23 protein-coding genes are annotated in these 23,585 nt (G+C 59.2%); 8 read left to right on the forward strand and 15 right to left on the reverse strand.

The genetic code is table 11. The annotated features are described in order from the left end of the window. The first annotated feature begins 202 nt into the window (after positions 1-202). Positions 203-808: an FMN-dependent NADH-azoreductase gene (gene azoR / locus G9X48_RS05960; RefSeq protein ID WP_004386715.1), complete on the forward strand. Its 606-nt coding sequence runs from the start codon at positions 203-205 to the stop codon at positions 806-808. Positions 809-868: 60 nt separating this feature from the next. Here azoR and G9X48_RS05965 read toward each other — a convergent pair whose 3' ends face one another. The 4 genes from G9X48_RS05965 to G9X48_RS05980 form a co-directional block, all read right to left on the reverse strand. Beyond that, the gene (locus G9X48_RS05965) at positions 869-1,195 is read right to left on the reverse strand and encodes a hypothetical protein (protein ID WP_097641290.1); all 327 of its coding nucleotides are present in this window, start codon (positions 1,193-1,195) and stop codon (positions 869-871) included. Positions 1,196-1,273: 78 nt separating this feature from the next. After that, positions 1,274-1,594 (reverse strand): YdbL family protein, encoded by a 321-nt coding sequence (locus tag G9X48_RS05970; RefSeq protein ID WP_097641291.1) that lies wholly within the window; start codon positions 1,592-1,594, stop codon positions 1,274-1,276. An 11-nt stretch (positions 1,595-1,605) separates the two neighbouring features. Continuing rightward, the gene (locus G9X48_RS05975) at positions 1,606-1,797 is read right to left on the reverse strand and encodes a YnbE family lipoprotein (RefSeq protein ID WP_004388543.1); all 192 of its coding nucleotides are present in this window, start codon (positions 1,795-1,797) and stop codon (positions 1,606-1,608) included. After that, the gene (locus tag G9X48_RS05980) at positions 1,794-4,436 is read right to left on the reverse strand and encodes a YdbH family protein (RefSeq protein WP_097641292.1); all 2,643 of its coding nucleotides are present in this window, start codon (positions 4,434-4,436) and stop codon (positions 1,794-1,796) included. Before G9X48_RS05980 ends, G9X48_RS05975 begins: the two co-directional genes overlap by 4 nt. A gap of 211 nt (positions 4,437-4,647) precedes the next feature. On the opposite strand from G9X48_RS05980, the gene G9X48_RS05985 reads away from it, so the two are divergent. Together G9X48_RS05985 and hslJ are read left to right on the forward strand one after the other, a co-directional pair. Further along, positions 4,648-5,637, forward strand: a complete 990-nt coding sequence (locus G9X48_RS05985; protein WP_004388292.1) for a 2-hydroxyacid dehydrogenase — start codon at positions 4,648-4,650, stop codon at positions 5,635-5,637. Positions 5,638-5,691: 54 nt separating this feature from the next. Beyond that, positions 5,692-6,114: a heat shock protein HslJ gene (hslJ, locus tag G9X48_RS05990; protein ID WP_007896943.1), complete on the forward strand. Its 423-nt coding sequence runs from the start codon at positions 5,692-5,694 to the stop codon at positions 6,112-6,114. On the opposite strand, the gene G9X48_RS05995 is transcribed toward hslJ, so the two are convergent. Next, positions 6,115-6,381: a DUF333 domain-containing protein gene (locus G9X48_RS05995; RefSeq protein WP_015386690.1), complete on the reverse strand. Its 267-nt coding sequence runs from the start codon at positions 6,379-6,381 to the stop codon at positions 6,115-6,117. Positions 6,382-6,659: 278 nt separating this feature from the next. On the opposite strand from G9X48_RS05995, the gene nifJ reads away from it, so the two are divergent. Beyond that, positions 6,660-10,181 (forward strand): pyruvate:ferredoxin (flavodoxin) oxidoreductase, encoded by a 3,522-nt coding sequence (gene nifJ, locus G9X48_RS06000; RefSeq protein ID WP_097641293.1) that lies wholly within the window; start codon positions 6,660-6,662, stop codon positions 10,179-10,181. A gap of 1 nt (position 10,182) precedes the next feature. Here the strand turns inward: nifJ and G9X48_RS06005 are convergent, their stop codons facing one another. The 3 genes from G9X48_RS06005 to G9X48_RS06015 form a co-directional block, all read right to left on the reverse strand. Further along, positions 10,183-11,226, reverse strand: a complete 1,044-nt coding sequence (locus G9X48_RS06005) for a hypothetical protein (RefSeq protein ID WP_007868097.1) — start codon at positions 11,224-11,226, stop codon at positions 10,183-10,185. A 168-nt stretch (positions 11,227-11,394) separates the two neighbouring features. Then, positions 11,395-12,426: an alcohol dehydrogenase AdhP gene (gene adhP, locus G9X48_RS06010; RefSeq protein WP_007868098.1), complete on the reverse strand. Its 1,032-nt coding sequence runs from the start codon at positions 12,424-12,426 to the stop codon at positions 11,395-11,397. A 32-nt stretch (positions 12,427-12,458) separates the two neighbouring features. Beyond that, positions 12,459-13,979: an aldehyde dehydrogenase family protein gene (locus tag G9X48_RS06015; protein WP_007850080.1), complete on the reverse strand. Its 1,521-nt coding sequence runs from the start codon at positions 13,977-13,979 to the stop codon at positions 12,459-12,461. Between the two features lie 270 nt (positions 13,980-14,249). Between G9X48_RS06015 and G9X48_RS06020 the strand changes: the two genes are divergently transcribed. Further along, positions 14,250-16,055, forward strand: coding sequence for a sigma-54-dependent Fis family transcriptional regulator (locus G9X48_RS06020; RefSeq protein WP_105629558.1), 1,806 nt, complete (start codon positions 14,250-14,252; stop codon positions 16,053-16,055). Here the strand turns inward: G9X48_RS06020 and G9X48_RS06025 are convergent. From G9X48_RS06025 to G9X48_RS06035, 3 genes are all read right to left on the reverse strand, one after another. Continuing rightward, positions 16,036-17,106 carry a class I mannose-6-phosphate isomerase gene (locus G9X48_RS06025; RefSeq protein ID WP_004387326.1) on the reverse strand — a complete coding sequence of 357 codons (1,071 nt, stop codon included), beginning with the start codon at positions 17,104-17,106 and terminating at the stop codon, positions 16,036-16,038. The two genes, G9X48_RS06020 and G9X48_RS06025, sit on opposite strands and share 20 nt — an antisense overlap. Before the next feature lie 17 nt (positions 17,107-17,123). Continuing rightward, positions 17,124-17,981 carry an SDR family oxidoreductase gene (locus tag G9X48_RS06030; protein ID WP_097641295.1) on the reverse strand — a complete coding sequence of 286 codons (858 nt, stop codon included), beginning with the start codon at positions 17,979-17,981 and terminating at the stop codon, positions 17,124-17,126. 403 nt (positions 17,982-18,384) lie between these two features. Then, positions 18,385-19,497 (reverse strand): endonuclease/exonuclease/phosphatase family protein, encoded by a 1,113-nt coding sequence (locus G9X48_RS06035; RefSeq protein ID WP_097641296.1) that lies wholly within the window; start codon positions 19,495-19,497, stop codon positions 18,385-18,387. A 285-nt stretch (positions 19,498-19,782) separates the two neighbouring features. On the opposite strand from G9X48_RS06035, the gene ttcA reads away from it, so the two are divergent. Continuing rightward, entirely contained in the window at positions 19,783-20,715 is a 933-nt protein-coding gene (ttcA, locus tag G9X48_RS06040) for a tRNA 2-thiocytidine(32) synthetase TtcA (RefSeq protein WP_007868124.1), read from the forward strand. A gap of 39 nt (positions 20,716-20,754) precedes the next feature. Here the strand turns inward: ttcA and G9X48_RS06045 are convergent, their stop codons facing one another. The 4 genes from G9X48_RS06045 to G9X48_RS06060 form a co-directional block, all read right to left on the reverse strand. Beyond that, positions 20,755-20,904, reverse strand: a complete 150-nt coding sequence (locus tag G9X48_RS06045; RefSeq protein WP_004387322.1) for a hypothetical protein — start codon at positions 20,902-20,904, stop codon at positions 20,755-20,757. 321 nt (positions 20,905-21,225) lie between these two features. Continuing rightward, complete coding sequence (zntB, locus tag G9X48_RS06050) at positions 21,226-22,209, reverse strand: zinc transporter ZntB (protein ID WP_004387321.1); 984 nt, start codon at positions 22,207-22,209, stop codon at positions 21,226-21,228. 39 nt (positions 22,210-22,248) lie between these two features. Then, positions 22,249-22,452 carry a hypothetical protein gene (locus G9X48_RS06055; protein ID WP_004387320.1) on the reverse strand — a complete coding sequence of 68 codons (204 nt, stop codon included), beginning with the start codon at positions 22,450-22,452 and terminating at the stop codon, positions 22,249-22,251. 78 nt (positions 22,453-22,530) lie between these two features. Continuing rightward, the gene (locus G9X48_RS06060; RefSeq protein ID WP_004387319.1) at positions 22,531-22,704 is read right to left on the reverse strand and encodes a GhoT/OrtT family toxin; all 174 of its coding nucleotides are present in this window, start codon (positions 22,702-22,704) and stop codon (positions 22,531-22,533) included. Positions 22,705-22,905: 201 nt separating this feature from the next. On the opposite strand from G9X48_RS06060, the gene G9X48_RS06065 reads away from it, so the two are divergent. Beyond that, entirely contained in the window at positions 22,906-23,229 is a 324-nt protein-coding gene (locus G9X48_RS06065) for a hypothetical protein (protein ID WP_004387318.1), read from the forward strand. A gap of 73 nt (positions 23,230-23,302) precedes the next feature. Continuing rightward, entirely contained in the window at positions 23,303-23,494 is a 192-nt protein-coding gene (locus G9X48_RS06070; protein ID WP_004387317.1) for a hypothetical protein, read from the forward strand. Positions 23,495-23,585 lie beyond the last annotated feature (91 nt).

Genomic DNA, 23,585 nt, shown 5'->3' on the forward strand with positions numbered 1-23,585 from the left:
TGTTATACGGCCTGTGCACGGCCCGTTAAATCTTAGGGTTTCGTTAAGCGTAGAGTACCACACCGCTTTCTGGCGCGCCTTGTTCAAAAATTTAGAACATAGGCTTCGATATATTGCGCTATCACTGTAATCGGTTTGTGAATAGAGTTGTCGTCAGGCAAGGGGCAACGGCCCTGACAACCAAATCAAAAAGGAACATCCCATGAGCAAAGTACTCGTTCTGAAGTCCAGTATTCTGGCAGGTTACTCCCAGTCCAACCAGCTTTCCGACTACTTCGTGGAGCAGTGGCGTGAAAAGCACAGCGCGGATGAAATCACCGTGCGCGACCTGGCGGCAAACCCGGTGCCGGTACTGGATGGCGAGCTGGTTGGTGCCCTGCGCCCGTCAGACGCGCCGCTGACCCCGCGTCAGCAGGACGCGCTCTCGCTCTCTGATGAACTGATTGCTGAGCTGCAGGCGCATGACGTGATTGTTATTGCGGCGCCGATGTACAATTTCAACATCCCGACCCAGCTGAAAAACTATTTTGACCTGGTGGCCCGCGCTGGCGTGACGTTCCGCTACACCGAGAAAGGCCCGGAAGGGCTGGTAACCGGCAAGCGCGCTATCGTCCTGACCAGCCGCGGCGGCATCCATAAAGATACCCCGACCGATCTGGTCACCCCATATCTCTCCCTGTTCCTGGGCTTTATCGGTATCACCGACGTGAACTTTGTGTTTGCCGAAGGCGTGGCTTATGGCCCGGAAATGGCGACCAAAGCGCAGAGCGACGCCAAAGCCGCTATCGACGCGCTGGTTTCTGCATAATCAGACGTTGAGACCAAAAAACCGCCCTCCGGGGCGGTTTTTTTATGGGCGCAACCCGCGTTACGCCACCACCCACGGCGTTTCATCGAGCGCGAACACCAGCATGTTATCGCGCACCTGATAAGGAATGGTGTAAGTGCGCGCATCATGCATATCGCGATCGCAGCACGGCTCGAAATAGTGCACCAGACAGCGGAACGTAAAGGTGCGGTCGGTAATGTCGGTTATCTCGAACGACTCCGGCTGATACGCGTAGCGGATATCGTCCGGGTGCTCAGACATCACCAGATGTTTAAACAACCCGGCGTTAGCGCGCAGGATCTCCGCAATCGCTGGCAGCGACGACGCCTGTGCGCCATCGAGCGGCAGAGTATATTCGGTTGTCATAAGGGTCTCCTGTAAAAACGTTTTCCGAGCCTGACACAGGCGCGCGGCGTCGTCTGTTACCCGTGGGAAGTAGCGGGGTTATTTTTTCATCCACCGGCCATTGATGCCGCGGACATATTCGCCGGGTTTAGTGCGCGCCACCAGCTTCTGCCCTGCCATTTTCGCCACTTCATCGACCGGCAATCCGTTCTGTTGGGCGACGTCGCGGTAGCTTTCAGCCCGCGCCTGATTAATGCGCGCCACCAGCGCCGCCGTTTCGGCATCCTGCGCCACCGGCGCAAGATAACCGGTGAACGTTTCGCCCACGCGCCCTTGCGCGCGGGCCTCGTCAAGCGTCAACGCATAGCTGACGGGGCTTGCCAGCAGCAGCGCCAGCATCACGACCAGCAGGCTTTTCATTGGTCGCCTCCTCAGAAGAGATCGCTGCGGCTTTGCAGCAACGCTTCGACGTCTTTATCCACTTTAATATGGATATCGTGTTCAATTTTGACGTTCATATTAATGGTAATCGGCTCTTTGGGCGCCGCCACCTCAATGCGCGGCGTACAGCCGCACAGCATCAGGGTGATGACGCCTGCCAGCAGCGTGATTGCGGTTTTCATGGTTGTTCCTCGCAGGTCTTCCCTGACGTTGCCTTGCAGCGCGCGGCGGGCAGCGTCGCGTGTTGCTCAAGCCAGGACTGTAAATTATCGCCGAAACGCAAGCTGCGCCACAGCGTGAAAAGATTTTCCTGATGCTGATAGTTAAGCCGCACGCCGCTGGTTTTGCCGTCCACATGGCTTTCGCCCTGGAACTCCGAGCGCATGCGCAGCACGCCGAGATTATCAACATCCAGCCGCGTCCAGGAGCGGGAGATTTCCATATAGCGCAGCCAGTTGACCGCCGCCGCGGCCGCCGCGTTATCCCGCGCCATCGCGTCCGCCATCTCTTTATCCATGCGCAGCGTCAACGGGCCGGGGCTGGTAAGCCAGCCGTCATGCACAATCCATTGCGGGTTATCGACCCACAGCGGCAGCGCGCCGTTAATGGCACCGGAGAGCGCCACCTGTTTGACGTTGGTCGCGGTGATCAGCTCGCTCGACGAGATATTTTCCAGGCGCAGCAGCGCCGCTGTGTGCTGCGGCAGGCGCAACTGCTGCATACGAATTTTGCCGCCGAGCAGCGACGCGCTGACGTCGCTTAACACCAGCGGGCTCGCCTCGCTCCACGGATAGCTGCCCTGGAGTGACGCCGTAATATCCCGCGCCGGCACCTGGCTTTGGATCTCCGCGATGTTCAGCCGCACCGGCCCGCGCGTGCCAAACTGCCAGGTCGAATCGCGAAAGCGGAACGGCAGCACGAAGTCCACGCCGTTAAACTGGTTGTCTTTGGTCCAGGCGCTGCCCTGTTTCACCACGCCGTGACCGCCCGCCTCGAATCCCTGGCCTGCCGCGGCGGAAAACGCCACCTGCGCGTAAAAGCCGCCGTCGCGCAGCAGCAGCTTCCAGTCTGGCGGTAGCAGCGGCTGGAAGACGGCGAGCGGCTGCGGCGACCACCAGGCCTGACCGCGCAGGCGCTCGCCGTCCCAGCGGCCATTGACGCGCACGGGGCCAATCTCACCCGCATGCAGATCGCCTTTAAACTGGAACGCGCTCGGGTCGCGCCCCTGGACGCTGAAATTAAGCGTTGACGGCGGCAGGCTGGCGCCGCTGGTAAAGCGCGTGGCGCCGGCATCCAGCTTCAGCGCGCCCTCCAGCGCCTGAGTCGCGGCTCCCCGCGCCCAGCGCACCGGTGTGCTCAGCGCCAGTTGCGGATGGTCGACCGTCAGGCTCCCGTACTGCCATTTGTCGAAACGCGTGTTGAGTTCGCTGAGCGTGATCACCTCGTCGCGCCACTCGCCGCGCCCGCCGACAGACCAGCGCGACCGCATCGGTTCAAAGGTGCCGTTACCCCAGTAGCGCCAGCGCCACAGGCCCGCATCGGGGAGAAAATCATCGGCGCGGCCATCAAGATGCAGCAGCATATCGCCCTGACCCGGCTCGCTGGCGCGCGCGATGGCCTGCAAACGCCCGTCAATACCCTTTTCCGTCACCGTCACGCCCGCGAGCGGCCAGCGGATCTCTTCAATATTGAGCGCATCAATGACTCGCCCGCGCGAGCGCAACAGCGCGCCCGGCAGAAAATGCAGCGCAGGCGAGAGCAGCGGGCCGCGCAGCATGGCGGGGAGGCTTGCGTAAAACGCCAGCGCGTCCTGTTTCGCCTCACCGGTGATGCGCAGCGGCATCGCGCTCTCGCGCAGGCTCAGGGTGCCAGGGCCGAAGGTCATCACCGCGTTGCCCTTCCCGGCATTCCCCTGCGTTACCACATTCACACGTCCGCTGATGCGCGCGGCATCCAGCCCGCCGCGCCAGTTCTCCACGCGAAGCGCGGCGCGGCCGCTTAGCGGAAAGCCCTCATACGGCCAGCGCCAGCGCCCGTCGCTGAAAGCAAACGAATCGTGACCGGCCTGCCACGGGAGATCGAGCAGCGGATCGGGATCATCCTGCGCAAAGAGTAATAGCTGCCCTTCGCCGCCGCGCCACGTGACCTCAGCGCGAGCGCCATGCGGCGCCTGGGGGAGTGAAAACCGCGCCTGCGCCTCGCCTTTGGTCGGAATGCCATCCGGCATCAGCGCGAGCGTGAAATCGCCGAGCAGCGACACCGGCGGCTGGCCGTCAAAGAGGTGCAGACGCAGGCGCTCCACCTTCAACGCCTGCCCTTCAAGCCTGGCGCTCACGTCCAGCTTGTCGCCGGTAAAGGCAATGCGCTGCGTCTGCGGGCTGAGGCTCGCCTGCAGTGTGCCGACATAGTCCGGCAGGTCGGCGAGTTTAAGGCGCGCTATCTCCACCTCGCTTTCCGGCAGCATCGTCTGCCACTGGGCGAGCGTGCGCGGCGCGCCGGGCGCGGGGTCGTCAGGTATGGCGCTGAAGCAGCTGGTGTTGAGCGTGAGAGCGTCCAGATGCAGCCGCCAGCGCGTCGGGTGGCTCAACACGACATGTTGCGCGTGGGCGAGTTCGCAATCGCCCGCGAAATAACGCAGATCCGGCAGCACAATAGCGGAGCGGGTCAGGCGCGGGCGCTGCTCCAGCGCGATGCGCGTTCCCTGCGGCAGCCAGACGCCCGCGAGCGTCGGCAGCCAGTAGCCCGCGGTTAACAGCAGCGCCAGAGGCAGCAGCACAACCAGAAGTAATAAAGCGATGACGGCTCTGTATTTACCCTTCATGGGCCGTTAATATCCTGATTCAGCGAAAAATTATGCCGAAGAAAGCCATTATTCTGACAGCTTTGCCAGGCGAGGTGAAGCCAGGGCGGCTCTGAAAGCATAGTTGACCTAGAATTAGAGGTAAGCACCTGTTCGACAATTAATTTTTAAACTTTGTACGATATTTTTAATTATGCTAACGTGATCACAGCAAATCACTGGAGAAAGTCTTATGAAACTGGCGGTTTATAGCACAAAGCAGTACGACAAAAAGTATTTGCAGCATGTTAACCAGGAATATGGCTTCGATCTTGAATTTTATGACTTCCTGTTAACCGAGCGCACGGCGAAAACCGCCATTCATTGCGACGGCGTCTGCATTTTCGTTAACGACGACGCCAGCCGCCCGGTGCTGGAAGAGCTGAAAAAGCATGGTGTGAAATTTATCGCGCTGCGCTGCGCGGGCTTTAACAACGTCGATCTCGACGCGGCAAAAGAGCTGGGGCTGAAAGTCGTTCGCGTGCCGGCTTACTCACCGGAAGCCGTGGCTGAACACGCGGTGGGCATGATGATGTGCCTCAACCGCCGCATTCACCGCGCGTATCAGCGCACCCGCGACGCTAACTTTAACCTCGAAGGGCTGACCGGCTTTACGATGTACGGCAAAACCGCAGGCGTTATCGGCACCGGTAAAATCGGCGTCGCGGCGCTGCGCATTCTGAAAGGCTTTGGCATGCGCCTGCTGGCGTTCGATCCGTACCCGAGCGCCGCCGCGCTGGAGATTGGCGTGGAATATGTCGACCTGCCGACCCTGCTCGCGGAATCGGATGTCATCAGCCTCCACTGTCCGCTGACGCCGGAAAACTACCACCTGCTGAACCAGAGCGCGTTCGAGCAGATGAAAGACGGCGTAATGATCATCAACACCAGCCGCGGTGCTTTGATCGATTCCCAGGCCGCGATTGAAGCGCTCAAACGCCAGAAAATCGGCGCGCTGGGTATGGACGTATATGAAAACGAGCGCGATCTGTTCTTTGAAGATAAATCCAACGATGTGATTCAGGATGACGTGTTCCGCCGTCTTTCCGCCTGCCACAACGTGCTGTTCACCGGCCACCAGGCGTTTCTGACGGAAGAGGCGCTGATCAGCATTTCTGAAACCACGCTTGGAAATCTGCGCCAGCTGGAACAGGGCCAGCCCTGCCCGAACGAGCTGGTGTAACACCGCCGACGCGCCGCCTGGCGCGTCGCGTTTTTTTACCTCAGGGAGACGACCATGAAAAAAATCCTTTTCACCTTGCTGGCGGGAATGACGCTCGCCGGTTGCCAGAACACGGCGACGTCAAACGTGACGCCTGAAACGCTGCAACACCACCGCTACGTGCTGCAAACCGTCAACGGCGCGCCGCTCGACTCAACGCACCGCGTGCCGGAGCTGAGCTTTGGCGAGCGTATGCATGTCTCCGGCAGCATGTGCAACCGCTTTATGGGTCAGGGTGAACTGCATGGCGATACGCTGAAGGTGCAGGGGCTCGCGTCAACGCGCATGCTGTGCGCCGAGCCGCAGCTCAACGAGCTGGATAAGCTGATGAATGAGATGTTAAGCCAGGGAGCGACGGTGAGCGTGGAGAAACAGCAGCTCACCCTGAAATACCGCCAGTACAGTCTGGTCTATAAACTGGCGGATCTGATGTCGTAATCAGTACGCGGCGCAGGCGCCAGAGGCGAGCGCCGCTTCGCTGCAACGTTTGCCGTTGGGCAGCGCGCACATACCGGTGGTCGTGCCGTCAAGCTGGCGCGCGACCGACAGCGAGCCCCCGACCATCGCGCAGTTCGCCTGCCCTGCACTCGACAACGCAGCCCGCATTCCCGGCGGCACATGGGCCGCGGTGGCCTGCTGAACGGGTTCGCTGCTGCATGCCGATAATAGTAACGCGGCACATCCTACCCAAAACGCTGCTCGCATGTTTCTCCCCTTTCGTTGACAAGCAAAACCTGAGCATCATAGGCCGCCCGACGCGGCGCGTCGAGATTCCTGCTGCTGCTTTTTTGGACGAAGACACATTTTTTTGCGCTTTTCGGCCTCTTTCTCTTGATCCTGCGCATGAAATGATTCACCTCGCGAATAGTCAGTACACAAAAACGAAAATCCCGGCTTCAGGGCTTTGCTAAAATTCCCTTATTACTACAGGGTCTGTTGCGTCCGCACAGATCTGACAATGTTGCGCAATGTAAGGGTCTTTTATGATTACTATCGACGGCAACGGCGCAGTCGCTTCAGTCGCTTTTCGCACCAGTGAAGTTATCGCTATTTATCCCATCACGCCGAGCTCCACGATGGCGGAACAGGCCGACGCCTGGGCCGGCAACGGGATGAAAAACGTCTGGGGCGACGTCCCGCGCGTGGTCGAGATGCAGTCCGAGGCGGGCGCTATCGCGACCGTCCACGGCGCGCTCCAGACCGGTGCCCTCTCCACCTCGTTTACGTCTTCCCAGGGCCTGCTGCTGATGATCCCGACGCTCTATAAGCTCGCGGGCCAGCTCACGCCTTTTGTGCTGCACGTGGCGGCGCGTACCGTCGCTACCCATGCGCTCTCTATTTTCGGCGATCATTCGGACGTGATGGCGGTACGCCAGACCGGCTGCGCGATGCTGTGCGCCGCAAGCGTTCAGGAGGCGCAGGATTTCGCGCTGATCTCCCATATCGCCACGCTGAAAAGCCGCGTGCCGTTTATTCATTTCTTCGATGGATTCCGCACGTCACATGAAATCAACAAAATCGCGCCGCTCGCCGATGACACGATCCGCGCCCTGCTGCCGCAGGCGGAAATCGACGCCCACCGCGCCCGCGCGCTCAACCCGGAACACCCGGTGATCCGCGGCACCTCCGCCAACCCGGATACTTATTTCCAGTCCCGCGAGGCGACCAACCCCTGGTATGACGCGGTCTATGACCATGTCGAACAGGCGATGAACGATTTCGCCGCCGCCACGGGCCGCCAGTACCGGCCGTTTGAGTATTACGGCCACCCGGAGGCCGAACGGGTGATTATCCTGATGGGTTCCGCCAGCGGTACCTGCGAAGAGGTGGTGGATGAACTGCTCACCCAGGGCGAGAAAGTGGGCGTGCTGAAAGTCCGCCTGTTCCGCCCGTTCAGCGCGCGTCACCTGCTGGCGGCGCTGCCGCAGAGCGTCCAGCGCATCGCGGTACTTGATCGCACCAAAGAGCCTGGCGCGCAGGCGGAGCCGCTTTATCTGGATGTGATGACCGCGCTGGCGGAAGCCTTTAACCGCGGCGAGCGCGACAGCCTGCCGCGCGTCATCGGCGGCCGTTATGGGCTTTCCTCCAAAGAGTTCGGCCCGGACTGCGTACTGGCGGTATTTAATGAACTGCGCGCCGAAAAACCGAAACCGCGCTTTACCGTCGGGATTTATGACGACGTGACGCATCTCTCCCTGCCGCTGCCGGAGAATACGCTGCCCTCTCACGCGCGCCTGGAGGCGCTGTTTTACGGGCTGGGCAGCGACGGCAGCGTCTCGGCCACCAAGAACAACATTAAAATTATCGGCAACGCGACGCCGTGGTACGCCCAGGGCTATTTCGTTTATGACTCTAAAAAAGCGGGCGGCCTGACCGTTTCCCACCTGCGCGTCAGCGAGCGGCCCATTAACTCCGCGTATCTGGTAAGCCAGGCGGATTTCGTCGGCTGCCATCAGTTGCAGTTTATCGATAAATATCAGATGGCCGAGCGCCTGAAACCCGGCGGTATTTTTCTGATTAACACGCCTTACGCGCCGGATGAGGTGTGGCATCAGCTGCCTCAGGAAGTCCAGGCGGTGCTGAATAACAAAAACGCGCGCGTCTTTGTCGTGAACGCCGCGAAAATCGCCCGCGAATGCCAGCTCGGCGCGCGCATCAACACCGTGATGCAGATGGCGTTTTTCCATCTCACGCAGATCCTGCCGGGCGACAGCGCGCTGGAGGCGCTCCAGGGTGCCATCGCCAAAAGCTACAGCAGCAAAGGCCAGGAGCTGGTGGAGCGCAACTGGCAGGCGCTGGCGCTGGCCCGCGAATCGCTCTTCGAGGTGGCGCGCCAGCCGGTGGATGAGACCAGCCATCTGCGCCCGCCGGTGGTTTCCGACGCCGCGCCCGATTTTGTCAAAACGGTGACCGCCGCGATGCTGGCAGGGCTTGGCGACGCGTTGCCGGTCTCGGCGCTGCCGCCGGACGGCACCTGGCCGCTCGGCACGACCCAGTGGGAGAAACGCAATATCGCGGAAGAGATCCCCATCTGGAAAGAGGCGCTTTGCACCCAGTGCAACCACTGCGTCGCCGCCTGCCCGCACTCGGCGATCCGCGCCAAAGTGGTAGCGCCGGAAGCACTTGCCGACGCGCCCGCCTCGCTCGCCGCGCTGGATGTGAAATCCCGCGATATGCGCGGCCAGAAATATGTGCTGCAGGTCGCGCCGGAAGACTGCACCGGCTGCAACCTGTGCGTCGAGGTCTGCCCGGCGAAAGACCGCCAGAACCCCGAGATCAAGGCGATTAATATGATGTCGCGTCTGGAGCACGTGGAGGAAGAGAAACGCAACTATGACTTCTTCCTGAACCTGCCGGAAATCGATCGCAGCTCGCTTGAGCGTATCGACATTCGCACCTCGCAGCTCATCACGCCGCTGTTTGAATATTCCGGCGCATGCTCCGGCTGTGGAGAAACGCCCTACATCAAGCTGCTGACCCAGCTTTACGGCGATCGACTGCTGATTGCCAACGCCACCGGCTGCTCGTCGATTTATGGCGGCAACCTGCCCTCGACGCCGTACACCACCGACGCCAATGGCCGCGGCCCGGCGTGGGCGAACTCGCTGTTTGAGGATAACGCGGAGTTCGGTCTGGGTTTTCGCTTAACGGTCGATCAGCATAAGGCACGCGTGCAGCGCCTGCTCACACAGTTTGCCGATAAACTCACGCCTGCGCTGTATGAGGCGCTGCAAACTGACGCCACGCCGGAGGTGCGTCGCGAACAGGTCGCAGAGCTGCGCCAGCAGTTACAGGGCGTGGAAGGCGCGCAGCAGTTGCTGACCGACGCCGACGCGCTGGTGGAAAAATCGATCTGGCTGATTGGCGGCGACGGCTGGGCATATGACATCGGTTTCGGCGGCCTCGATCATGTGCTGAGTCTCACCGAGAACGTCAATATCCTGGTGCTCGATACGCAGTGCTATTCCAACACCGGCGGACAGGCGTCGAAAGCCACGCCGCTTGGCGCGGTGACGAAATTCGGCGAACACGGCAAGCGCAAGGCGCGTAAAGATCTCGGCGTGAGCATGATGATGTACGGGCATGTTTACGTGGCGCAGATTTCGCTGGGCGCGCAGCTTAACCAGACGGTGAAAGCGATTCAGGAGGCGGAAGCCTACCCCGGCCCGTCGCTGATCATCGCCTACAGCCCTTGTGAGGAGCACGGCTACGATCTGGCGCTGAGCCACGATCAGATGCGCCAGCTTACCGCGACGGGGTTCTGGCCGCTTTACCGCTTCGACCCTCGCCGCGCCGACGAAGGCAAGCTGCCGCTGGCGCTCGATTCCCGCCCGCCGTCAGACGCGCTGGCGGAAACCCTGCTCGCCGAGCAGCGCTTCCGTCGCCTCAACGCGCAGCAGCCGGAGGTGGCCGAACAGCTCTGGAAAGATGCCGCCGCTGATTTGCAAAAACGCTACGACTTCCTGGCGCAGCTCGCCGGCAAAGCCGAGAAAGTCAGCGAGTAATTTAGCGCTTATCGTTATCGCCCCTGTTTTTGGCAGGGGCGTTTTCGCCAAGCTCCTCGCGGCTTAATACCCGATACCACGTAAATTTATCGCCGGTCGTGCATTTCACCGCCACGCCGTGTAAATCCCCGTCTTTCAGGAAAAACCCACGGTACTGATTTTCCCCCACCGCTAAATAACGCGCCTTTTCACCAAGTTCATAAATCGTCTGGTAGCGATCGCCGCAGCGAAACGTCGTGCGGGTATCAAACTGATAAAAGTAATTTAATAACGCGCCGCCCAGGGTGCGGACATTCGCTATCATTAATCCCGACAGAATGCAGGTAAATACCACGACAAATATATACTGACTGTCCAGAGAGAGTTTGGCGAGTTTCTTGCGTTTTTTCAGGTTCGCCTCCATTACGCCTGCAATCACAATCACAACGACATAGGCAATATTCACCACAATGAATGCCGCAAAAAATAATGTCAGAGACCAGGTGGTATACGGGAGTAGTGCTACAGAAATATCCCAGGATTCAAGCAACGTGCCGCTGGCGATCATTCTGGCAAAAAACAGCACCAGCGCCAGCAGCAGCGTCAGTGCTTTGCTCAGTAACGACGCGGCGCGCGGGGAGAGGACCGAAAGGCAAAACAGATAAGAGAGCGTCAGGCTGCCCGCGCCGAAAAAGCAAGAGGCAGCCACCAGAGACCAGACGATAATGCCAGGGGCATGCGCGACCGCCAGTAAAAAGCTTACGGAGATAGTAAGCATGGCGGTACGAGACAACGACACCGAGGCTTTCATTTTGCTGTACTGCTTACGCGGCAAGAAACCCTTCAGACGTTTGCGCTCCTGAGTATGAAACGCCGTGCGTCCGTAATAATCGATAATATACGCACACACCCACAGCATATTAAACCAGATGGCTGCGCCGGTAAGCGACGGGTGATGGGTTTTATTCGCAACGGCCAGAAGGAAAATCGTAATAAACCAGTTAATACACCAGAAAAGAATAAGCGCAGGCATCTGCCACGGTAGTTTATGTAATAAGCCGAACATGACCTTTCCTTGAGTCAGAAAAACCCACACCTTAATGAGAAATATTTATACCTGCAACCTGACCATATGGATGCAATGACGCAACGTGATTATTTATGAAAGTACAATGACAGATGATTCTCATCAGAATGAGATGTAATAAGCGCCGCCTCCCTGCGGCGCTTATTTTTACAGCGACATATCCACCACGATGCGACCGGTGATTTTCCCGTTACGCATACGGTCGAAAATATCGTTGATATTCTCCAGCGGCTCGACCGCAATTTCCGCCGCCACTTTATTATGGCCCGCGAAATCAAGCGCCTCCTGGAGATCTTTACGCGTACCGACAATCGAGCCACGCACCGTGGTGCCGTCCAGCACCATATCAAAGATAGAGAGATCGAATTTACCCGGCGGCAGGCCGTTCAGCACCATTGTACCGCCGCGGCGCATCATGGTGGTCGCCTGGGCGAACGCTTTTGGCGACACCGCCGTTACCAGCACGCCGTGCGCGCCGCCGAAAGTGTCATGGAAATAGCTGCCCGGATCGACCTCCAGCGCGTTGGCCGTCACCTGCGCGCCGAGGCGTTTCGCAAACTCCAGCTTATCGTTATCAATATCCACCGCCGCCACGTTCAGCCCCATCGCGTTGGCGTACTGAATCGCCAGATGCCCTAACCCGCCGATGCCGGAAACCACCACCCAGTCACCCGGTTTGGTGTCGGTCATTTTCAGCCCTTTATAAACCGTCACCCCCGCACAAAGGATCGGCGCGATATGGGTAAACTCGACGTTATCCGGCAGGATGCCCACATAATTGGCGTCTGCCAGACAATACTCGGCAAAGCTGCCGTTAACCGAATAGCCTGAGTTTTGCTGGCTGTGACAAAGCGTTTCCCAGCCCCCGAGACAGTGTTCGCAGTGCCCGCAGGCGGAATAGAGCCACGGCACGCCCACGCGATCCCCCTCTTTAATGTGCGTCACGCCCTGGCCGACCGCCACGACATGCCCCACGCCTTCATGGCCCGGAATAAATGGCGGATTCGGTTTCACCGGCCAGTCACCTTCCGCCGCGTGGAGATCGGTATGACACACGCCGGTCGCCGCGATTTTCACCAGCACTTTACCTGGTGTGACTTCCGGCACCAGCACTTCCTGAATCTCCAGCGGCTGCCCGAAGGCCTTAACCACGGCCGCTTTCATTTTCATCACTTTCATCAGTTACCTCGTTAACAGGTCGTTCGGATGGATCAGAAAAGGTTCAGAGGCTGAATGTCATAGCTGACCAGCACATTTTTCACCTGCTGGTAATGCTCCAGCGCTTTTTTATGGGTTTCGCGGCCAATGCCGGAATTCTTGTAGCCGCCGAACGCGGCATGCGCCGGATAGAGGTGGTAGCAGTTGGTCCAGACGCGGCCCGCTTTGATTTCGCGACCCATGCGCCACGCGAGATTGGTATCACGCGTCCAGACGCCCGCGCCGAGACCAAATTCCGTGGCGTTAGCCAGTTTCAGCGCCTCGTCAGCGTCTTTAAAGGTGGTGATGCCGATAACCGGCCCGAAGATCTCTTCCTGGAAGAAGCGCATCTCGTTTTCGCCTTTAATCAGCGTTGGCTCAATATAGAAGCCCTTCTCCAGCGCCGCGCCGTGGTTCACACGCGAGCCGCCCGCGAGGATCTGGCCGCCCTCGCCGCGCGCGATATCGATGTAAGAGAGAATTTTGTCGAACTGCTCCTGAGAGGCCTGCGCGCCAATCATGGTGTCAGTGTCATAGGGGTCGCCTTTACGAATGTTGGCCATACGCGCCAGCACACGTTCCATAAAGGGTTCGTAAATCGATTCCTGAATCAGGGCACGGGACGGACAGGTGCACACTTCCCCCTGGTTAAAGAAGCCCAGAATCAGCCCTTCGGCCGCTTTTTCGATAAATTCAGGCTCTGCCTGCATAATGTCGGCAAAGTAAATATTAGGCGACTTTCCGCCAAGCTCGACGGTGCTGGGGATAATATTTTCCGCCGCGCAGGCCAGAATATGCCGCCCGACCGGCGTCGAGCCGGTAAACGCGATTTTCTCGATGCGTTTGCTGCGCGCGAGCGCCTCGCCTGCCTCCTGCCCGAAGCCGTGCACCACGTTCACCACGCCCGGCGGCAGCAGATCGCCAATCAGCTCCATCAGCACGGAAATGCCAAGCGGCGTCTGTTCCGCAGGTTTGAGCACCACGCAGTTGCCCGCCGCCAGCGCGGGCGCGAGTTTCCACGCCGCCATCAGGATCGGGAAGTTCCACGGGATTATCTGCCCGACCACGCCGAGCGGTTCATAAATGTGATACGCGACGGTGTACTGATCGATTTCCGCGACGCTGCCCTCCTGGGCGCGCAGACAACCGGCGAAGTAGCGGAAGTGGTCGACCGCCAGCGGAATATCGGCGTTCAGCGTTTCGCGAATCGGTTTACCGTTATCCCAGCTCTCGGTGAGCGCTAATTGTTCGATATGGCCCGCCATGCGATCGGCGATGGCCAGCAGCAGGTTCGAGCGCTCCTGTACGCTGGTTTTGCCCCACGCGGGCGCTGCGGCATGGGCCGCGTCCAGCGCGCGCTCAATATCGGCTGCGCCCGAACGCGGGAACTCCGCCACCACCGCGCCCGTCACCGGCGTGGTGTTAGTGAAATATTGACCTTCGACAGGCTCGACAAACTGACCGCCAATAAAGTTTCCATAACGCTGTTTAAAGCTAACGAGTGCACCAGGCTGACCGGGGTGAGCATATTTCATGGCAGATTCCTCAGTGTAGCGACAATCGGTTAAGCACAGTTATCTGTGCGGCGCACAGAGATAAGCAGGTCTTATGCCAGAGTGACGGGCATGGTAAAAACCCCTATTAAACCTTAAGAAACAATCGGTTAAGAATGAGGTTTTTGAATCGTCGGCGCGCAGGGCAGACACGGGACACGGAAAATGTCGCGGAACTGTGTCATGTGTCGCAACACATGCGACACCAAAATGCTACATATTTGAAACATATATACCCACCCGGAGAATGCCATGCCGCACAGCGCCTCGTTGACCTCCGCAGGCTTAACGCCGTACTGCGACGACCTGTCTTTTCCGTGTCTGCTGAATGACTCCTGGCAGCGCAGCCAGCGCTACGGGCTGACACGCGACTATGACGCCACCTCCTTTGTCAGCCGCGCCCTGCTTGAAGAGGCGCGATCGCAACATGGCTGGCTGAAAACGCTCGCCCGCCCGCTGATGCAGCGGCTCGGTGAGAGCCTGAGCCGCGCGCCGTCTGTTGTGGTCGCCACGGACGATACCGGTCTCGTGCTGGATACCTTCGGCAATAACCAGTTTTTGCATAAGGCGCAGCGCGTGGCGCTCGCACCCGGTAATCTGTGGGGCGAACACGCGCGCGGCACGAACGCCATCGGCACGGCGCTGGCGCTGCACGCGCCGTGCGAGGTCCACGGCAGCCAGCATTTCCTCAATCAGAACGCCGGGCTGTACTGCTACGGCGTGCCGGTGTTTCGCCCGGACGGGCAAATCGCGGGCGTGCTGGATCTCTCCACGCCTGCACGGCAGCCCGTGGCCGAGGCAGGCCGCCTGATGCGCCAGGCCGTGCGCCAGCTGGAGCACGACTGGGTTATCGCGCAGCTCGACGCCCAGCAGTGGCTGCTGCGCCTGCACACCGACCCAACCGCGCTCGGCTCGGCACAGGAGTTGCTGCTGGCGTTCCGCGATAACCGGCTGGTGGCCGCCAATAAACTGGCGATGGACGAATTCAAGCTTTCCACCGCGCATATCGGCACGCTTTCGCTTGACGCGCTGTTCCCGCAGGCGTTGCCTGCAAGTGATGACACCGCCCTTACCGCCATTAACCAGCGCCGCTACCACACCCGCCGTCAGCTTCCGGCGCGGCGCGTCTGGGCCGCGTATCCCGCGATTTCTCAGGAAGAAGAGAGCGGCGTTGAAACCGCCAAAGCGCTGCGCCTGCTGAACGCAGGCATCGCGCTGTGCATTACCGGCGAAACCGGCTGCGGCAAAGAACACCTGAGCCGCCGCCTGCATCAACAGAGCCAGTGGCGCGACGGCCCATTCGTCGCCATTAACTGTGCTGCGCTGCCCGAGCAACTGATTGAGTCGGAACTTTTCGGCTATCAGCCCGGCGCGTTTACCGGTGCCAGCAGCCGCGGCTATATCGGTAAAATCCGCGAAGCCGACGGCGGCGTGCTGTTTCTGGATGAAATTGGCGATATGCCGCTTGCCATGCAGACCCGCCTGTTGCGGGTGTTGCAGGAGAAAAAAGTGGTGCCGCTCGGCGGCACCCGCGCCGTACCGGTGACCTTTACGCTTATCTGCGCGACCCACCGTCCGCTGGACGAGATGGTGGCGCGCGGGGCGTTTCGCGAAGATCTCTTTTACCGGATTGAAGAGTACCGGCTGCGCATTCCGCCGCTGCGCGAGTGGCCCGCGCTGCCGCGTTTTGTCCAGCGGCTGTGGCAGGAGCTGGGCGGGGCGCGCCGCGGCGTCACGCTGTCTGCCGATCTGGTTGAGCATATCGCGCGTCTGCCGTGGCCGGGAAACGTGCGCCAGCTTGCGAGCCTGCTGAAAGTATTGCTGGCGCTGGCGGACGATGGTGACGTTGTCACGTTAAACGACCTGCCGCCCCCCTATTGTTCTGTGGCCGGACATAAAGCACCGGCGCAGCCTTCAGAGAACGCTGCGCCGGATGTGGACGCCATCTTGCAGAGCGTGAACGGTAACATGAGCCTTGCGGCGCGTAAGCTTGGCGTCTCGCGCAGTACGCTCTACCGGCGGCTTGAGAAACAGCGCGCTAGCGCAGGCGTCCGCTGATATCACCAAGCGCGTCGATGGCCGTCTGCGGGTAGCCTGCCGCGCGCAGCGGCGCGACAATCTCCTGCGCCAGATCCGGCACGTAACTCACCAGCAACTCCCCTTTGCCGCAAAACTCCGCCTCGCCGAGCGCGGCGGGCAGAATCACGCTCTGCGCGCGCTCAAGCGTCATCACCGCGTTACCAGGCGTGTGAATCGTCACCGGCGCGCCGATATTGGTGACAATGCGCACCGAGGAGAAGTGGTAGTCGTAGCAGGTATCGAAGCGCCAGCGCTCCAGCGCGAAATAAGGACCTGCGCAGCACAGCAGACGCTGGACGGCCTCGCACTCCTCCAGCACCAGCCCGCGCTGCGGCTGGGTCAGCAATTCGGGGCGCAATTCTTCCAGCAGTTTATCGATGTTACGCGCCTGCTCGTCAGGCGGCACTGGCGAGCCATCTTCCATATTCCACGGCATCGCATGCTGCTGAATATCAGACGTCTGTTCGATCTCATAGATAAGCGTATCCGGCCCGAAGGAGTGCAACTGCCCGCCCGGCACATAGATCGTATCGCCGGTTTTGAGCGGCAGGCGGTACATGACGCGGTCATAATCGCCCGCCAGTAACGCTTCGCGGATCGCCTCTTTTTTGACGCCGGTTTTGATACCAACAAGGCAGGTCGCGCCGGGTGCGGCCCAGAGAATATGCCAGGCCTCGGTTTTTCCATTCGGCTGGTTTTCGAGACGCTGCGCGATGTCGTCGTTGGCGTGCAGATGCACCGGCAGCATGCCGCTGCCATCGATAAATTTGCTCAGAAGCGGAAAGTACGGGCCGCGCCAGCCTGGCGCGACCAGTTCATCGGGATAGCGCGTCGCCAGCTCACGCAACGACATGCCAGCGTATTCGCCATTGGTGACGGTCGCTATCATGCCGTCGACGTCGCTCACTTCCCAGGTTTCCGCGATGCGCGATTCCGGCAGTTCCGCCTTACCGAGCTGCGTTTTGATGCGCGTGCCGCCAAAAATGTGGGTCGCGAGCGGCGTCGTCAGCGTAAGCGGATAGTTGAGCATCCCTCTCTCCTTTTTTATCAGATAACCGCCTGGCCGCCCGTGACGGCGACGGTCGCGCCCGAGACGTAGCTTGCCTCGTCACTTGCCAGCATCACATAGACCGGTGCCAGTTCAGCAGGCTGACCGGCACGCGCCAGCGGCACCTGGCTGCCGAATTCCTTGACCTGTTCCGGCGGCATGGTGGACGGAATCAGCGGCGTCCAGATGGGGCCGGGTGCGACGGCGTTCGCGCGAATGCCTTTTTCGGCAAGCAATGCGGCCAGGCTGCCGGAGAAGTTCACGATAGCCGCTTTGGTAGCGGAATACGCGATGAGCTTTGGCTTCGGCTGGTCGGCGTTGACCGAGGCGGTATTGATGATTGAGCCGCCCGCGGGCATATGCGGCACGGCCGCTTTGCAGATCCAGAACATGCCGTAGAGGTTGGTTTTCATGGTGCGGTCGAACTCTTCATCGCTGATTTCATCCAGCGAATCGCGGGTCATCTGGAACGCCGCGTTATTGACCACGATGTCAATTTTGCCGAATTCATCAGCCGCTTTTTGCACCAGCGCGCGGCAGTGGGTGGCGTCGGTGATATCGCCGGGCACCAGCACCGCTTTGCGGCCCGCCTCTTCCACGAGACGCGCGGTGTCTTTGGCATCGTCATGCTCATCGAGATACGAAATAAGCACATCGGCCCCTTCGCGGGCATACGCGATGGCGACCGCGCGGCCAATGCCGGAATCACCGCCGGTGATGATGGCGGCTTTACCGGTGAGACGGCCTGAGCCCTTGTAGCTGGTTTCGCCGTGATCGGGCTGCGGCTGCATTTTGGTGGTGCTGCCAGGGACATTCTGCTGCTGTTCCGGGAATGGCGGTTGTGGACGTGTCGTCATGGTTTGTTCTCCTGTTTCTTTTCATTTCGCGCCTTTAAAACGCGAAAGACATCCGGGTTTCAGGAACCTGACGCTTATCAGCGCCAACGATGAAATCAGGTTTCAGTATAGTTGACGAGATATTTATGCAAGCGAAGCGGGAAACCAGACGGGTAATTTTTATCCGCTGCGGGGGGTTATTTTTGCGGATTGAAAGCACGCCAGGCGCGTTATTAGCGAGGCGGAGAGCTATGCGGATAACTTTTTATATAACTGTATCTTAGCGGTAAATAATTCGACTATAAAAAGAGGAAAATATAACGCGCGGCGTGCTGGCTTTTATTATTCTTTCACCCGATGAGAAAACGCGGATAAATCCGGGCCAGCGCTGATATCGCGTAGCCCGTTTTTTGTCGCCGCTGGTTTAAATATTTAGATCTACCCAAAGTGCCGCGTGATCGGAGCCAGCCTGCTGCGGCTTTTTCAGCTCCGGGTAAACCTCCCATTTTACTGGCCGCTCGCCGGGCCACATGCCTTTGCGGATAACGCCGCCTGCGATGACGCGCTCCCAGAGCGCGGGCGACAGCAAAATGTAATCGAGCTTGTTGTTTTTGGCGCTGTTGCCCCAGGTGCCGGGGTATCCGCCGTTATCGAACGCCGGGTGCGTGAAAGCGTCGCGCAAATCGGTCTCTTTGAGCAGCGGTGCCAGGGCGTCGCTCTCTGGCGTGTCGTTGAAATCGCCTGCAATCGCAATAAACTGCTCGCCGGCATCGCGGCGCGACTTGTAGATTTCCGCCACCCGCTGCGCCTGCGCTTTACGCCTGGCGTCGGACTCCGCTTTGCCGCCGTAGCCTTTACTTTTCAGGTGGTTCACCATCACCCACAGCGTGTCGCCGCTTTTCAGCGGCACCGAATATTCCGGGCAGTCGCGCGAAAAAATCAGCTGGCCGCGCGCGTCGCGATCGTCCACGTGGCTGCGCATCAGGCCGATGGGATAGTTCGCGCCGGTAAGCAGGCCAACGTCAATACCGCGGGTGTCGTTGCCGTCGATGACCATGACGTGACGAAACGGCTCGCCGCCGAGCGCCGCGATAATCTCCTGGTTAAACGCCGCCAGCGCCGGACGGCTCTCCGCCTCCACCACCGCCAGTACATCGGCGTTAAGATCGCTCATCACTTTCGCGGTGACGCGCATGGCGACTTCATCGACCGGCGATTCGATAAGCTCAAGCGAGCCGACCCAGTCGGCGCGGCCGCTGGCGATAATCTCGATACCGCCGTCGCGCGGGCGTTTCAGCAGGTTGCCACGGTTGCGACGCAAAATGACAAACGGCCCGGTGTCTGATTTCTCAAGCCCGAGCGCCACCATCAGCTTCACCATCTCTTTTTTACTGGCCTCGCTGTAGGTGATTTCGCCGAGCAGTTCATTCAGCCGTGCGAACTTTTCCAGCACCGGCCGCCCCTGCGACCAGCTACTCTGCGACATGACGCGCGCGCGATCGAACAGGTTTTCTACGTTATAAGACGCCAGACGCATAGCCCCTCCCGTGTTGGTTTTCCCCTGCCGCTGGCTCCACAGCCCGGCATGCGGTCTTTCTCAGTGTGGCAGCAAAATGTTACGGCTTCAAAACAGGGGTGTGTGGTGTAAAACGCGCTGGTATTCGTCGCGGTAATCCGTACCATACACGCCACGCACAGGAACAATATTCGGGCCTGCTGGCGCAAGCGGCGATATCCGCCGGGCGCGGGCAAGCCAACAGTGAATTCGCGCGCCGGGCAATCCGCCAGGGCGCGCCGCAACGCAGAACTGAGCCACTTTTAAATGTCTGAAATTCAAGAAATTAGCAAAAAAGAGCAGTACAACCTCAACAAGTTGCAGAAGCGCCTGCGCCGCAATGTCGGAGAGGCCATCGCCGATTACAACATGATTGAAGAAGGCGATCGCATTATGGTCTGCCTCTCCGGCGGTAAAGACAGCTACACAATGCTCGAAATTCTGCGCAACTTACAGCAGAGCGCGCCGGTCAATTTCTCGCTGGTGGCGGTGAATCTGGACCAGAAACAGCCGGGCTTCCCGGAGCATATCCTGCCGGAGTATCTGTCATCGCTTGGCGTGGAATATAAAATCGTTGAGGAAAACACCTACGGGATCGTCAAAGAGAAGATCCCGGAGGGGAAAACCACCTGCTCGCTCTGCTCACGCCTGCGCCGCGGCATTCTTTACCGCACCGCGACCGAGCTTGGCGCGACGAAAATCGCGCTCGGCCATCACCGTGACGACATTCTGCAAACGTTGTTCCTGAACATGTTCTACGGCGGCAAAATGAAAGGCATGCCGCCGAAGCTGATGAGCGATGACGGTAAGCACATTGTGATTCGCCCGCTCGCCTACTGCCGTGAAAAAGATATTGAGCGTTTCTCGCAGGCGAAAGGCTTCCCGATTATCCCGTGCAACCTGTGCGGCTCACAGCCCAACCTGCAGCGCCAGGTGATCGCCGATATGCTGCGCGACTGGGATAAACGCTATCCGGGCCGTATCGAAACCATGTTCAGCGCGATGCAGAACGTGGTGCCGTCGCACCTCTGCGACACCGAACTGTTCGATTTCAAAGGTATTCATCACGGCTCTGAGGTGGTGAACGGCGGCGATCTGGCGTTCGACCGCGAAGAGATCCCGATGATGCCTGCGGGCTGGGCACCGGAAGATGACGCGGCGCCACCGATGCAGCGCCTCGACGTGCTGGAAATCAAATAAGGCTGATGCCCTCCCCGCGGAGGGCTTTTTTTTGCGCGCTTAACGCATATGCGGCGGTGGGTCGTCGATAGGACGCGGGTCGGGTGATGGGGGATCGGGCACGGGCTGCGGCGTTGGGATCGGGTCCGGCACCGGTACGGGATCGATGGGCACCGGATCGCTCATGCGGGTCTGATACAGATGCTGCATAGTCGCTTCCTCTTTACATGGCAGATACCCTAAGCGTAGAAGATGCGTCACAGAAGGGAAAAGCGCGGCGCGGGTGTGCCAGAATGCAGAGAGTAAAACGCAGGCAAAAAAAAGCCGACTTAAACAAGTCGGCATCGTACGAATCAATTGTGCTATGCAGTAATTCAAAAAAGGAAGTAAGACAATATGGAGCGCAACGCCCATCGCTTGACGTTGCATTCACCTGCGACAAGAATGATGCCGTGAAACGACGTGCCATTTCTTGATATCGCTCAAAGTCGTGAGGATTTTTCGTTCAGTTCTCGCTCGAAATACGTTTTTTTACAACCATTTACTTCGATGTAACCACCATGTAACACCGCCGATCAGCAGCACCAGCGCCACGCAAAACACGCTAAACCCAAGATGCCAGCCGCCGCCGGGAATACCGCCGAGGTTGACGCCAAACAGGCCGGTGAGAAACGTGCTGGGCAAAAAGACCATTGCCATCAGAGACATCGTGTAACTGCGCCGCGACAGCGACTCCTGCATCGTCTGGGAAATCTCATCGGCCATGACTGCGGTACGCGCGATGCAGGCATCGATTTCATCCAGGCCGCGGCCAAGACGGTCGGCGATATCCTGCATCCGGCGGCGGTGATCGTCCGTCATCCAGCTAAAACGCTCGCTGGCGAGGCGGGAAAAAACATCGCGCTGCGGCGACATATAACGCCGCATCACAATCAGTTGCTTGCGCAGCAGCGCCAGCACACCGCGCGGCGGCACGATCTCTTCGAGCAGATTGTCTTCGAGATCGATGATTTTGTCGTGCAGCTCTTCGATAAATTCGCTGGCGTGGTCGGTCAGCGCATCGCAGGCGTCTACCAGCCAGCCGCCGACATCCGCGGGGCCGCTGCCCTCGTTGAGGTCGTGAATAATATCGTCGAGCGCCAGTACTTTACGCTGGCGCGTGGAGACGATAAGCCGCTCGTCGATGTAAAGCCGCATCGCCACCAGCTGGTCGGGCCGTTCATCGGTACTGCCGTTGATGCAGCGCAGCGTAATCAGCGTGCCGTCGCCCATGCGGGTGACGCGCGGGCGCAGGCTTTCGCCCGCCAGCGCGTCGCGCACCAGATTCGGCAGCAGCGGCGTCTCAGTGAGCCACTGCGCGCTTTCCGGGTTGGCATAATTCAGATGCAGCCAGCAGGGATGGTCTTTATCGATAACAGCGTCATCCTGCAATGGTTTCACGCCACCGTGGCCGTCCAGCAGCCAGGCGATGACCGCGTCCGGCACATTGACTTCAGAGCCTTTAATGGCCTCCATCGTATCTCCTGATGTTCAGTTCAACGTCGCCGCGTGCGCTCAACGGCTTTCCAGCGCGGCCTGAATGGCGTCCGCCAGTTCAGCCAGGTGGTGACGGGTATATTCGATATCTTTGGCAAGCTTATCGCGCCCTTCATAACCATTCGGGGCCGCCACAGAGGCTTTGATCAGTTCAAGGGCGGCGTTCACCGCCAGCAGGCGTTTTTCCGCATCGCTACGGGAGGGATAATTTTCAGGCAGCATAATTCACTCCGGTGATTCAACTGGCTTTATGGTGATACATTGCGCAGGAATTTCAAGCCGAAGCGATGCCGTTGAGGATTAAAACAGCGCCACCAGCAGGGCGACAGGGAAACTCATCGGCCAGGTCGCGCCGATAAGCGTCGCGCAAAGCAGCTTAATGCTGGTTTTGTCTTTCGCGATAAAAAAGGTAATGAGCGCCGCGATTGCCGCCATGACGGCGTAAAACACGAGCATATGTTGATAGAGCGTCATGATTGCGTATCCATACTGAGAAGGCGGTCGCAATATGCGATTTTTTATGACGCAGATCAAGTGTCCGTACGGGCCGCCGCGCAGAAAAACTTGATCTGCTTCACTGTATCCCTGCTGTAAACAAGGATGAATCAAATCTGCGCGCGATGTGTTAACGTCAGCCTACCCATAAATTTTACAACTCAGGGCCAGTCTGTCGCAATGAGAACCACGCGCGTTACGTTACGTCTTTCCCATGCCGTCAGCGACGTTATGCTCGATGACATCAAAGCCATTATTCCTGCCGATGCGCTACAGGTCTTTATTAATCAACTGGATGAATCACAGTACGCCACGCTTGAGTGTATTCAGACGGAACAGAACTGTTCGCTTATTGCCTCAGCGATAGTGGTGTGGCGTCAGCTCGGGCATATCAAAAATCTGGTCTACCGCAACGGCGATGTGCTGCGCGATGTCTCCGACGCCAGTCAGTTTCAGCTCTTTACCATGCTGCGCGCGCCGCTGACGGTGCTTGCCGTTCGCTGATAGCTTTCAGAAAATTCTCAACTTCTCCCCTCGCCTGCCGATAACCTTCTGAAAATGGACGGGGAAGAACGTTATGCTGCCTGGAATACCCACGCTGGCGCTGGCCTTTATGGTCTGGCTGCTGATTTTTATCCCTTCTTACAAAATCGCCACGCGCGCAGGCTTCGGCTGGTCGATGGCGCTGTTACTGACGCTGCCGGGCCTGAATATCATCGCCTGGTGGTGTTTTGCCTGTATGAAGTGGCCAGCGCGCCGCTATTTCTGAGCCTGACGGCCGCAGTCGTTGTCAGCGTCTGCTGGAGGTTCCGCGAGGCTGCGCCGGTTTAACGCGTGGAGAAAACGCGCACATAGCGTTA

The organism is Cronobacter sp. HA18006, assembly GCF_011605445.1.
GTDB classification, from domain to species: domain Bacteria; phylum Pseudomonadota; class Gammaproteobacteria; order Enterobacterales; family Enterobacteriaceae; genus Cronobacter; species Cronobacter sakazakii.